Below are 12,039 nucleotides of genomic sequence, written 5' to 3'. Positions count from 1 at the left end.
ACGATGAGTCGACGACCCGAAGACGACATGGACGACGAAGGCGCCGGCGGGCGGGCCGGGACGCCGCTCGACCCGTTGCGGCTCGTGCGCGTGGTCTGGCAGCGCAAGGCGTGGATCGTGGGCGCGGCCTGCGTGGGCCTCGTGATCGGCGTGCTGGTGGCCAAGTTCGGCGTGGGGCGCTCCTACCTGACGTCTGCCGTGGTCCGTTATGACGGCCTCCCTGGGCAGAGCTTCCTCGAGGCGCAGCAGGAGCTGCCCTCGCTCGCGTCCGTCGCGCTGACCGACCGCTACGTGCTCGAGATGCGTGAGCGCGCTGGGCTCCAGCACCTGACGCTCGACGCGATGCGCGCGGTGCTGCAGGTGGTCGCCGACCACGGGACGCGGCAGGTGAGCTTCAACGCGTACGGCGACAGCCCAGAGGCGGCGGCGGCCCTCGCCAACAGCGCGGCGGAGCTGTTCCTGATGCACCACGCCGAGCTACGGCGCGCAGCCCTCGAGAGCGAGCAGGCGAGCGTGGCCGAGCGCATCGCGGCGGCCGCGGTGGAGCTCAACGACGCGCGCGCCGCCTACGACACCTTCCGGTCGGAGCACGGCATCAGCGAGATGGACGTGGAGCAGTCGCAGGTCATCGCCCAGGCCGCCGAGCTTCGCACGCAAGCCACGCTGGCGGCCGCCGAGGTGGAGGCCATGCGCGCACGAGTCGCGCAGCTGGAGGACGGCGCCAACGAGGCGCCTCGCGTGCGCAGCGCGTCGACCGCCACTCCGGAGCGTCGGCGTGAAGAGGCGCGCTTGGCCGAGCTGCGGCAGCACCTGCGCGAGGCGCGCGGGCAGGGGCTCGGCGAGTCGCACCCGCAGGTGCAGTCCCTCCAGCGGCAGGTGAATGCCCTGGCGCGGCAACAGGAGAGCGCGGACGCCACTGCAGGAACGGTGGTGGTCGGTGGGAGCGCGCTGAGCGCCGAGCGCCGCAGCCGGTTGGCGACGGCGCAGACCGAGCTGGGCTCCCTCGAGCAGCGGCAGCGCACGCTCGAGCAGCTCGCCACGCAGGCCGAGGAGCGAGGGAATCGCTTCAGCGACATCGAGTCGCAGGCCGCGAGCCTGCTCGCGCAGGTCAACGTGAAGGGCGCGTTGGTGGAGAGCCTGACCGAGCGCGCGGGCTCCATCGACGACCAGCTGCACGACGTCCCGACGGGCTTCCGGTCGGTGTCCGCCGCCATCCCCCCGGAGATGGCCGTGCCCTCCAAGAAGAAGAAGATCATCGCGCTCGCCGTGCCGCTCGCGTTCGCCCTGTTCGCGCTGCTCGTGGTCGTGGCGCGCGACCTGAACGGCCTGCGCCTGATCGCACCGCAGGAGATCGCGTGGTGGGGCAACGGGCCCGTGGTGGCGACGTCTCGCTGGCCGTCCGACGGCGAGGCGCTGACGGACCTCTTGGCGGATCTCGAAGAGCTGCTGCGCGACAAGCGCGGTGAGCTGCTGATGGTCGGGGCCACCGAGGTCGAGCGCAGCCTCGCGGAGATGCTCACCTTGACCATCCGGAGCAGTTGGCGCGGCGTGGAGCAGGAGGGCTCCGAGACCGTGCTCGCGTCCTTGCGGGCGGTGAGCGCGGGGGAGCCCGAGCGCCACGTCATCGGGAACGTGCTGCCCATCGAGCGCCGCGGGCGACCCAGCTCCCCCACCGGCATCCCGAGTGGAGCGTCGGGCCACCCGCCGGCCGGACAACCGTCGGGAGACGAAACGGGGGGCATCCGTGTCAGCCAGGCCCTGCGTGTGGTCACCCACGCGTGGGAGGGGCCACGCGGGATCGCGGGCTTGCGGCGCGCAGCGAGGCGCGCGGACGGAGTGCTGGTGCTGGTGGGGGCGGGCATCAAGGCCGCCGAGCTGACGTGGCTGCGGCGCGATTTGGCGCGCGAGGAGGGCGTCGCGTTTGCGCTCTTGGCCGTCTCCGAGACGGTCGCGCGTCAGAACGACCGCGCGGGCGATGTGGGGGGGTTCCTCGCGGGGTTCGCTGGTTGACATGCCCGGGCGGCGACAGAAGGTGTTGGCCATCAGCTCCGGGGGCGGTCACTTCGTGGAGCTGCTGCGTTTGCGGCCGGCCTTGGAAGGACACTTCGTGGTGTTCGTGACCGTGGACGAGCGCTACCGGGCGCACGTGGGCAACGCGCCCTTGCGGGTCGTTCCCGACACCACGCGCTGGGACCGCGTGGGGATGTTGCGCTGTGCGTCGGCGGTGCTGCGGGTGCTGGTGTCCGAGCGCCCTGACGTAGTGGTCAGCACTGGCGCGCTGCCGGGTTTCTTCGGCGTGGTGCTGGGGCGCGCGCTGGGGGCGCGTACCATCTGGGTGGACAGCCTCGCCAACGTCGAGGAGCTGTCCATGAGCGGGCAGAAGGTGGGGCGCTTCGCGAACCTGTGGCTCACGCAGTGGCCCGAGCTGGCGCGCCCGGGCGGGCCGCTGTTCGCGGGGAGCGTGCTGGGATGAAGCTGCTGCTGACGGTGGGCGCCCAGATGCCGTTCGACCGCTTGGTGGATGCCATGGACGGGTGGGCTGGGTTGCACCCCGAGGCGAGTGTCAGGGCGCAGATCGGGCCGAGCGCGCTGTGTCCCACGCACCTGCGCGCGCAGCCCTTCCTCGACCCCGAGCACTTCGAGCGCGCCTGCGACGAGGCCGATGCCATCGTGGGCCACGCCGGGACCGGCACGCTCTTCGCCGCGCTCGAGCGGGGCAAGCCCGTGTTGGTGCTGCCGCGCCGCGCCGACCTGCGCGAGACCCGCAACGATCACCAGCTGGCGACCGCACGCCGCTTTGCGCTCCGACCCGGGGTGCTGGTGGCCTGGGAAGCGCGCGAGCTCCCCGCGCAGCTCGAGCGCCTCGCCGTCCTCTTGCGCGCCGCGCCCGTGGTGCCCGTGCCGGCCCAGACCGATGGTCCGCTCTTCGACGCGCTGCGCGCCTTCATCGACACCGGGGCGCTCCCGACGGCGCGACCGTGAGCCGCGCACGGGACGCGCTGCGGGTACAGGAAGCGCGACGCGTACACGACGCGCGGGACACCCACCCCGGCCCGGTGCGCGTGTCCGGGGGCACGCGGCTGGGATCGCGGGACTGCTCGCGGGACATGCCTCCGAGCGGGGCGCGCCTGCGCTCCACGTCGCTCGCGCTCGCCGCTCTGGTCACGCTCGGGTGCGCTGGCGCCGGCCGCGACGGCCACGGTCCCTCGGTCGCACCCGAGCGCTTGGATACCACGCCTGCCGTGCCCGCGTCGGCACGTCCCTACCGTCCGTTCGCCGACGACAGCCCGTGGAATACCCCAATCGCCGCGGACGCGCCGGTTCGCCCTGACAGCGCGGCGCTGATCCAGCATCTCGCGCGGAGCTCGCGCTGGCCGGGGTTGAGCGTGAGCATCCACCCGTGGAGCGTGCCGGTGTACACGGTCGACAGCCGCACCCCGCGCGTGGCGGTCCACACCTCACTCAGCAATGAAGGCGAGCACCCCACGTTGCGCTGGCCAGTGCCCACGGACGCGCAGCCCGCGCCCGAGTCCGATGGTCACCTGGCCCTCGTCGATCGCGCGGCTGGCCGCGCCTACGACTTCTTTCAGGCGCGGCGACGCTCCGATGGAGGCTGGGACTGCACGCTGTGCGCCACGGTGGACCTCGGGGGCTCAGGCGTGCGTCCCCCCAAGGGCGGCCCCGCGCCATGGTACGCGTCGCACGGTTCCCGCGCGTGTGGCTTTCCGCTCGTCGCCGGGTTGGTCACCCCCGACGAGCTACGCGCGGGCGAGATCCGCCACGCCCTCGTGCTCGCCTACCCCGGAGTTCGCCAGCGTTGGTTCGTCTCCCCTGCGAGCACGGGACACCCCGCCAACGGCCGCATCTCGGAACACACGGGGATCCCCTGCGGAGGCCGCGTGCAGCTCGACCCGCGGCTCGACGTGGACGCCCTCGGCCTCTCCCCTGGCGCGCGCGTCATTGCGCGGGCCATCCAGGTCTACGGTGCCTACGTGGGCGACTACTCGGACTCCATCAACGTGTACGCGGATGGCTCAGAGGCGGCGCGCGGAGCCTACGCGGGTGTTCTGGCGAGCGGGGACACCGCGGGCATCGACCTCGCTCACCTGCGCGTATTGGAGTGGGGCAGGCTGACCCCGGACGGCTGAGCAGGTTCGGGCAGCACACGTCCATCGAGCGCGAAGCCCAGGAGGCGACGCGCGTCAGGGAGGTAGCGGTCGCGCGGCAGCACGACGACTCGGTCGAAGCCACCGCGCGCCGCGTCGGGGACGTCGACGGGGTCGTTCGACGCGGGCGCCACGAGCTCCGCGAGGCGCGTGTCGCCCCGGTAGAACCACAGCTCGCGTCGGTCCGGAGGGTCGAGCGTCACGGTGACCTGGTGGGCGCGCGCCACGCCCTCGAGCTCGACGTGGATGCCCATGTCGCGCACTCCCACGGGGCCGCGGGTGAGCTGGCCCGCCGCTACGTGCGTCGCGTGCCAGAGCAGGTAGCGGTCCACGTCCAGGCCATCGGTGCTCTGGTGGGTCATGAACCACGCGATGGCTTCCCAGCGCGCGCGTGTGAACAACGGCCCGCGGGTCAGCAGGCGTACGCGCTCCCACAGCGCGCCCAGCGCCTCGTCGTCGAAGCGGTTCTCTCCGACGCGCTCGCTGACCACGTAGCCGGGCGGGACGACGCGCGGCAGGTGCCCAGCGCGGAAGAGCGGCATCCGAAACGCTGGCAAGCGCGACAGCAGCGGGTCGGCCAGCGCGTAGGCGTCCAGCAGGTGGACCGCGGGGCCACCATAGAAGCCGAAGAACCCCGCCTGCGCGCCCTCGACGACGCGCCGCTGTCCCGACTCTCGCAGCTCGGCGGCGAGCGCCCGCGCGCGCCGGCCGGAGAGCGTCGTCCACGGGCCGCGTCCCTCGACCCACGCTTGGATGCTGACGTCGCCCCGATAGAAGGCTCGCTCGTCGTAGACCCCATACTCGTAGTCGGTCACCAGCTCGGTGGCGGGCTCTGGTTGGCCCGGATGCACCCCGAGCGCGAACACGGCGGCGTGGGCACCCAGCACGATCAGCGACGCCGTGGTCGCGAGGACCCAGCCACGCCGGGCGTGTGGCGTCGCGGTCGTCAGGGGCGGCGGGTCTGCAGGGGCGTGCAGCACGAGCACGATCGCCGACAGCGCGATCAGGGGAGTCCAGAATCGCCCCAGCATGAAGTCTCCGCCGATGCTCACGATGTACGTGACGTGCAGGAGCATGCCGAGCCACCACGCGAACGCTACCGCCCCGGACGACTCGGTGTGCTTCCGTGCGAGCGCCCGCAACGCCGTCGCCGAGGCCGCCGCGACCAGGACCAGCGCCGCGGGGTCCCGCACCAGCGTTCCGAGGTAGTGGAGCCCGACGGGCCACGTGTGTCGCGGAGGGAGCCCGGCGCCGAGCTTGGCCAGCGCCGTGTTCGCGATGGGTGTCCCATAGTAGATCAGCGCCCACGCATACCACCCCAGCACTGGCAGCAGGGCGACCAGTGTGTCGCGTGCGGGACGGCGCGGCCCGTCCGCTCGAACCGCGCGCCACAGCACGAGGGCGAGCGGAGGTGCCATCAGCAGCACACCGTCCGGGCGCGTGAGGTGCAGGAGCCCCGCCCACAGCACGAGGCGGGCGACCCGAGGGTGTGGGCGACGTGCTTCGAGGGCCCCGAGCAGCAACAGGAGGTGCGTGAGGGGGTTCTCCAGGCCCGAGGTGGCGAAGTCCACGAAGGAGGGCGAGGCGGCGAGCAGGGCGGCCACGAAGCATCCGCGTCCCAAGCGTGCGTGCCGCATCAGCCCGGCGACGAACGCGAACGAGAGCGCGACCCCGAGCGCCATGGGCGTGAGGAAGAACTCGCGTGTCACGCCAACGACGATCACCAGCAGCGCAAACCAGGCCGGGTGTGTGTACGCCTGCACCCGCTGCCCTTCGTTCCACACGGCGCCGCGCCCTTCGAGCACGTTGTCGACCACCCGCAGCGTGATGAACGCGTCGTCGCTCACCCATGCCTGCAGCGCACACGGCGCAGCCACCAGCAGCCCCAGCAGCAGGGCGGTCGCGACGCGGCTCGAGCGCGAGGAATCCATGCGGACCCGCATATCCGATGGACTGACCGAAGACAATCGCCGCAACGCACGATGGCGGTGCCGTTGGACCTCGTGGCGGCACCGCCAGACCGCCGCCCGCCCGTCGGGCCCGAGCGTGTGATGTGGAACCGGCGACTAGCGCGCGGCCACCCCACTGCGCGAGTCGCCGAGCACCACCTGCCACGCGACCTCCTGGAGCACGGGGATGGCGGACGCGGGCGGGGGCGGGATGGGCTGTTCGAATCGGTTGGTCGTCTCTGCGGGCAACCCCACCGGGCTACGTCGGTAGATGGTGGCGTACTGCACCATCGCGATGAAGTACCACCCGATGTTCGTGAGGTGGATGTCGTCCACGAACAGATCTCGGTGGTCGCTGATGCCGGGCACCTGGCCAGCCTCGATACGGTCGTAGAGCGCAGCCATCGCCGCGCCGCCCGGGATGAGCAGCATGTCACGACCCGGGTGCTCGTCGTTCACCGCGTCCACGATCGACACCCACAGGGCTCGGTCGCTGTCCAGCCGGCCACGCCAGTCGTCCACCGTGAGGTAGTCCCACGTCTCGTAGAGGTACGTCTGCACGTCGGGGTTCTGGCCGTGCGCCAGCGCCACGAAGCGTCGCGCATTGGCGAAGCTGTCGGCTCCGTTGATCTGCGAGGCGAGCGGGATCGCTTCCGTCATCACCAGCACGTCGAAGGGCTCCGTGGCGAGCGTCGTGCGCGGGTTGCTCCCCTCGGCACCCTCCGGGTGCGTCCACTGCCACGCCAGGTTCGCGCCAATCCCGATGGCGGCTTGATACTGGTACGTGACCCCGGCGTCGGTCGCGAACGAGCCGATCATCGCCGGCGCATCCCAGCCCTGCAGGCTGTGGCCGAGGAAGAATACGTTCGCCTGCGTGAGGGGGGTACCTGGGTCGGGCTGCGGGGGGCGGACCTCGGGCGGCGCTGTGCCGTCGGTGGACGTGGTGGCATCACCGCCCGAGGTCCCTTCGCTGGCAGGGGTGCCGCACTGCCCGGCGCAGGCTGCAGGTACGACGAGCAGCAGCGTGCCGAGCAGGCGCATGCCGAGGGTGGACCACAGAGACGGAAGGGAGCGGGCTCGTGTGAGGTGGGTCATGTCAGCCGTGGGAGCGCGAACGCGCGTGGAGCGGCGCACGGGCGCCAGAGGGAGGTTCGACAGGCGGCTGCCCATCGACGCGCATGGCCAGCTCGCCGAGCGCGCCAGCGATGAACGGCGTCTGCCGGCCCGGACGGAGGGGGCCGAGGGGTTTCACATACCCGGGCGGGCCATGTGCATGCGGAGTTCACGACGCTCGCTCCGTGCGCACCCACTCCTGCTCGGCGCGGCTGGCGCGCAGGATGGCGGGGGCGAGGGCGACCTTGCGCACGACGTACAGGGGCGCCTTGGCGAGCGCGGACCAGTCGTCCCGCGAAGCGCCGCTGGTGAACAGACTGGCGAGCACGTGTGCGCCCACCAGCGCGAGCGCCGAAGCAGCGTAGAGCTGCGTAGGCGGGAACGGCAGCGCCAGCACCACGAGCAGGACACCCACGTGCGTCGCGAGGGGCAACAACAGCAGCTCCCCCAGCGGCTCGACGCAGCGCCCGCGTCCACGGAGCACGTCGCCCAAGAGGCTCGGCGCCAGCTCGCGCAACACGCGCAGCCGACCGCCCTCCCAGCGTGCCCGCTGCGTACGTACCGCGGCATCTGCGGTTGGTACGTCGGCGCTCACGTGGGTCTGCTCGACGAAGCGCATGGCGAAGCCCGCACGCACCATCATGACGTGGTACTCGAGGTCCTCTACGACCGAACGCGCGGTGTAGGGGACGGTCTCCAGCACGCGGCGGTGCAGGCCGAAGCCGTTGCCGAGGACACCCACCGACAGGCCGAAACACTCGCGCGCACGAGGTCGCGCAACGTTGAAGGCCAAGAGGGCGACATTGCGTAGGCGCTGTGCGTCTGGGTTGCTCACCAGGTACCGGCACTGCGCCCCGTCCGCGCCCGGAGTCCCATCCGCACCTGGCGCGAACGCCGCCGCCATGGTCACGAGGAAGCTCTCGGCCACGGTCGTGTCGGCGTCGACCACCAGCGCGGCCTCCACGCGGGGATCCGACAGGACGTGCTCGAACCCGAGCTCGAGCGCGTAGCCCTTGCCACGCCTCTCGGGGTCGTTGCGCTCCAGGACCTCGGCGCCCGCCGCGCGTGCGCGCTCGGCCGTGTCGTCACTGCAGTTGTCAGCCACAACCAGCACCCGCACGCCGCCGGGCGGAGGGACGCAGGCGAGCAGGCTCGCGACGCAGCGTCCGATGCCGTCCGCTTCGTCGTGGGCCGGCACCACCACCGCGAGCACGCCGCAGCGGGCCGGGTCACCGAGCGGGCGTGGGCGCGCCAGCAGCGAGCCGAGCGTGAGGGCGCCTAGCTCGAGCGTCCCCGGCAGCGTCAGCAGCGTCCCGCTCAGACCGAGTCCCGCGCTGGCCGCGAAGATCACGGGCGCTTCTCCGACGTGCGACGAGTGCGCGCCCCGCTGGCCGCGCGCGCACGCCTGCGCTCGCCGTGAGGGGACGGGGCCCGCTCGAGTCCTGGGTTCGTGGCGCGCAGCTCGTCGGCGCTGGCCTTCCGGGTGCGCGCCGCCGCGTCGAGCGACGCGACGTGCGCGTCTCCCGCCGTCGCGGGCGCCAGCTCGAAGTGCTCCTCCACCGGCCGGTGGATCCCCTCGGCGACCAGCCGCTCGCGCCGCTGCTCGGGCAGCCAGCCCAGCTCGCGCGCGGCCTTGCTGCAGTCGAAGGTGGCCGCGAAGCTGCGCCCCTCGCAGTCCGCGTAGCTGGGCTGCAGCGCGCGTGGGTCGCCCCCTAGCGCCTTGATGGCGTACTTGGACCAGGCCGTGACGAAGGCGCGCGGCGCCGACACGGGCACCCGGCGGATGGAGACGCCCGCGTGCCGCTCGACCTCGTCCAGGTACTCGTTGGCCGTGATGCACGCCTCGGCCGTGAGGTTGTACGACTTGCCCAACACCTCTTCGGCCGTGCGCGCCGCGACCATCGCGTCGGCCACGTCGTCCACCAGCACGATGGGCAGCGGGTGGTCGCCGGAGCCATACAGGCGGCAGACGGAGGCATAGGGCCACGCGGCGATGCCCCAGTGCAGCGGCGGGCCGCCCGCGCCCAGCACGATGCCCGGGCGGAAGATCGTCAGCGGGAGCCCCGCGTCGCGCATGAGCTCGCGCAGCACGCGCTCGTTCTCGGCCTTGCTCCGCGCGTAGGGGTTCGCGGCCAGCATGTCCTCGAGGGGCGCCGTCTCCTCCGTGATGACGCTCGCGCGCGCCCCGGCGTAGTAGATGGCGATGGAGCTGGCGTAGAAGAAGCGCGACACACCGGCCTTGGCGCACGCCTCGGCGAACGCGCGCGTCGGCGCCACGTCCCAGCGCAGGTACTCGTCCCACGTGTTCCCGTAGCCGCGGGCCAGGTGGTAGACGTGCTGGATGCCTTCGAGCGCAGGCACGACGGACCCGAGGTCCGTGAAGTCGCCGCGCACGCACTCCACCTCGGGGCGCTGCAGCTCGGGGGGGGCGCCAGCTGGGTCACGCGCCAGGACGCGCACGCTCACGCCGCTCTCCACCAGGCGGCGCACCAGCGCGCGTCCGATGAAGCCCGTGCCGCCCACCACCAGCGTGTCCGGACGGCGCGCGGTGGCCACCTTGCGGGCACCGGCAGTAGTCCCCGTCTTCGCGGCTGGGGCACTGGCGCTACGGGCCTCACCCAGCCCGGCCTGCTCAGCCACGCGCTCGGCGATGCGCTCGGCCAAGGCCACCGTCGCGTGCGCCAGCGGCAGGCCCAGGCGCGTGTCCAGCGCGTCCGTGCGCGTCGCGTAGAAGGCGCCCACGGCGCGCGCGATGCTCTCCGCGAAGGGCCCGGCCGCGAACGGCAGCCCGGCCTTGGCCAACACCACGCGCCCCAGCGTCGCGCCCGCCTGCCGCACGGCGCTCTCTGCGCCGCGGGCCACGTTCACCATGCGGTCGATGTCCAGCAGGTAGGGCGTGTGCTCCTGCCGCACGTAGGTGTTGTTCTCGAAGTCGACGTGCCCCGTGCCGTTGCTGCCGTGCACGTGCACGTAGTGCTCGGGGTAGCCCGCGTCGAAGCCGAAGCGCAGGCGCACGCTGGTCTTGCCCAGCCAGCCGCGGATCTCCCAGCGCCGGAAGAAGCGCAGGCCCCGCGGCAGCGCCACCTCGTCGCGCGCGTCGACGCTCAGGTCGTCCCACGCGGCCGCGTCCACCACACCCGCGGCGCGCGGCCCGACGCTGGTCAGGTGCAGCGCGTGCGCGAACGAGTGCGGCGCCACCTCGAACAGGATGTTGCGCGGGTCGGCCAGCATGAAGGCCGAGAAGGGCCCGCCCTTCAGCTGCCCCAGCTCCTTGTTCCAGACCACGTCGATCTGGTCCACGTGCCCGAGGCGCCCGCTCTCTACGTCGGCCACCAGCCGCTCGTAGGGCTTGGTGAACAGGAAGTTGTGGCTGATGCCCAGCTGCGCGCGCCCCTCGCGTGCCGCGTGGGCCAGCTCCTCGCAGCCCGCGAGCGTGTGGGCGAGCGGCTTCTCCAGCAGCACGTCCACCCCCGCGCGCAGCGCCTGCGCGGCCGGCGCGACGTGGGCCTGGGGTGGCGTCAGCACGTGTACCGCGTCCAGAGTCTCCGCGTTCAGCATCGCCCCCAGGTCGCCGTACGAGGCCCCGATCCCGTGGGACGCGGCGAAGCGTGCGGCCGCGCTCTCGCGCAGGTCGCACACCGCGGCGATGCGGACCCCGGGCACGGCGCGCAGCGCGGCCACGTGGTAGTCGGCGATGTACCCCGCGCCGACGATGGCGACGGACAGGGGCGAAGGCGTGCTCGGGTCGTTGGCGCTCATGACTTGTACTCGATGATCTCGGGGGCGGCGCGCCGTGCGCGGTCGCGGTGGAACTTGAGGGCGCCCTGCGCTTCCGGGAAGGGCGCGAGGGCCACGCTGCCGCCCCACGCCAGCGCGTGCGAGACCGGGAAGCCCTGCCGTCGCGTCCGCAGCGCCGCGCGCACGGCGACCAGCGGGTAACGCGCGAAGAGGCCCAGCGAGAGCCCGAGCGTGGGTGGCGCGAGCAGCAGCGCGCCAGCTGGCACCACCAGCCCCCACAACAGGCTGCGTCGCAGCTGCGCCTCGAAGTAGCGCTCCGGCGGCGCGCCGTGCAGGTGGTTCACCTGCGCGTAGCCGTGGCCGCAGCGCTTGGCCCGCTGCCACCACTGGCTGGCGTGGTGCATGTCCGCGTCGTGCAGCGTGGTGTCCTGCGCGAGCCGCACGAAGCGCCCGCCCGTGGCGGCGCGCAGGCGCACGCCCAGCTCGTCGTCCTCGGCCGCGATCACGCTCGGGTCGTAGCCGCCCACGGCCTGCAGCGCGGTGGCGCGGATCATCACGTCTCCGCCAAAGCAGCGCACGTCCCCCGCCGGGCCGCTGCGCCACTCCACGTCGCACACGCGGTTGTACACGCTGGCCTCGGGGTAGCGCTCGCGGCGGTAGCCCATGACGGCCACCACGGTGTCGTCCTCGGCCAGCGCGGCGGCGCCGCTCGTGAGCCAGTCCTCGGCGACCTCGCAGTCGCCGTCCACGAACTGCACCGCGTCCAGGTCCGGGTGTGCGGCGAGCAGCGCACGCCAGCCAGCGTTGCGCGCTCGCGCCGCGCTGAAGGGCTGCGACATGTCGAGCGCCACCACCAGGGCGCCACGCGCCTGCGCCTCCGCCACGCTGTCGTCGGTGGAGCCCGAGTCCACGTAGACCACGGGGCGCCGTCCGTCGCACACGGACTCGAGGGAGCGCACCAGGCGCGCGCCCTCGTTGCGTCCGATCAGCACGACCCCCACGCGTGCGACCCGGCCGCCCCGGCTCACGAGCGACCCCCCGTTTCCCAGCGGACCGCCGCACGGCTCACGGTG

At 72.8% G+C, this 12,039-nt stretch carries 7 protein-coding genes and 1 pseudogene; 4 read left to right on the top strand and 4 right to left on the bottom strand.

The window, feature by feature from the left end; translation table 11 throughout:
* Positions 1-3: 3 nt before the first annotated feature.
* Genes H6726_01660 through H6726_01645 form a run of 4 tightly spaced genes read left to right on the top strand, consistent with a single transcriptional unit; the run spans position 4 to position 4,148 of the window.
* Complete coding sequence (locus tag H6726_01660) at positions 4-2,010, top strand: hypothetical protein (GenBank protein MCB9656327.1); 2,007 nt, start codon at positions 4-6, stop codon at positions 2,008-2,010.
* 1 nt (position 2,011) lies between these two features.
* Positions 2,012-2,473, top strand: a complete 462-nt coding sequence (locus H6726_01655) for a UDP-N-acetylglucosamine--LPS N-acetylglucosamine transferase (GenBank protein MCB9656326.1) — start codon at positions 2,012-2,014, stop codon at positions 2,471-2,473.
* A complete protein-coding gene (locus H6726_01650; GenBank protein MCB9656325.1) occupies positions 2,470-2,982 on the top strand; it encodes a glycosyl transferase family 28 in 513 nt (170 codons plus the stop codon). The genes H6726_01655 and H6726_01650 overlap by 4 nt, the downstream gene beginning before the upstream one ends.
* Positions 2,979-4,148 carry a hypothetical protein gene (locus H6726_01645; GenBank protein MCB9656324.1) on the top strand — a complete coding sequence of 390 codons (1,170 nt, stop codon included), beginning with the start codon at positions 2,979-2,981 and terminating at the stop codon, positions 4,146-4,148. The genes H6726_01650 and H6726_01645 overlap by 4 nt, the downstream gene beginning before the upstream one ends.
* Here H6726_01645 and H6726_01640 read toward each other — a convergent pair.
* From H6726_01640 to H6726_01625, 4 genes and pseudogenes are all read right to left on the bottom strand, one after another.
* Positions 4,103-6,097 carry a hypothetical protein gene (locus H6726_01640; GenBank protein MCB9656323.1) on the bottom strand — a complete coding sequence of 665 codons (1,995 nt, stop codon included), beginning with the start codon at positions 6,095-6,097 and terminating at the stop codon, positions 4,103-4,105. The two genes, H6726_01645 and H6726_01640, sit on opposite strands and share 46 nt — an antisense overlap.
* A gap of 135 nt (positions 6,098-6,232) precedes the next feature.
* The gene (locus tag H6726_01635) at positions 6,233-7,210 is read right to left on the bottom strand and encodes a hypothetical protein (protein MCB9656322.1); all 978 of its coding nucleotides are present in this window, start codon (positions 7,208-7,210) and stop codon (positions 6,233-6,235) included.
* Positions 7,211-7,397: 187 nt separating this feature from the next.
* On the bottom strand, positions 7,398-8,579 hold the full coding sequence (locus tag H6726_01630; protein MCB9656321.1) for a glycosyltransferase: 1,182 nt from the start codon (positions 8,577-8,579) through the stop codon (positions 7,398-7,400).
* Positions 8,576-11,994, bottom strand: a pseudogene (locus tag H6726_01625) (NAD-dependent epimerase/dehydratase family protein). Before H6726_01625 ends, H6726_01630 begins: the two are co-directional and overlap by 4 nt.
* Between the last annotated feature and the right edge of the window lie 45 nt (positions 11,995-12,039).

It is taken from the genome of Sandaracinaceae bacterium, from assembly GCA_020633055.1.
Lineage (GTDB): Bacteria > Myxococcota_A > Polyangia > Polyangiales > Houyiibacteriaceae > JADJJE01.
This window is presented reverse-complemented; position numbering and strand designations above follow the sequence as displayed.

What these genes read in the sequence shown, in the direction of transcription:
- H6726_01660 (MCB9656327.1), top strand. Translation starts at nt 4, where the DNA reads ATGAGTCGACGACCCGAAGACGACATGGACGACGAAGGCGCCGGCGGG.
- H6726_01655 (MCB9656326.1), top strand. Translation starts at nt 2,012, where the DNA reads ATGCCCGGGCGGCGACAGAAGGTGTTGGCCATCAGCTCCGGGGGCGGT.
- H6726_01650 (MCB9656325.1), top strand. Translation starts at nt 2,470, where the DNA reads ATGAAGCTGCTGCTGACGGTGGGCGCCCAGATGCCGTTCGACCGCTTG.
- H6726_01640 (MCB9656323.1), bottom strand. Translation starts at nt 6,097, where the DNA reads ATGGATTCCTCGCGCTCGAGCCGCGTCGCGACCGCCCTGCTGCTGGGG.
- H6726_01635 (MCB9656322.1), bottom strand. Translation starts at nt 7,210, where the DNA reads ATGACCCACCTCACACGAGCCCGCTCCCTTCCGTCTCTGTGGTCCACC.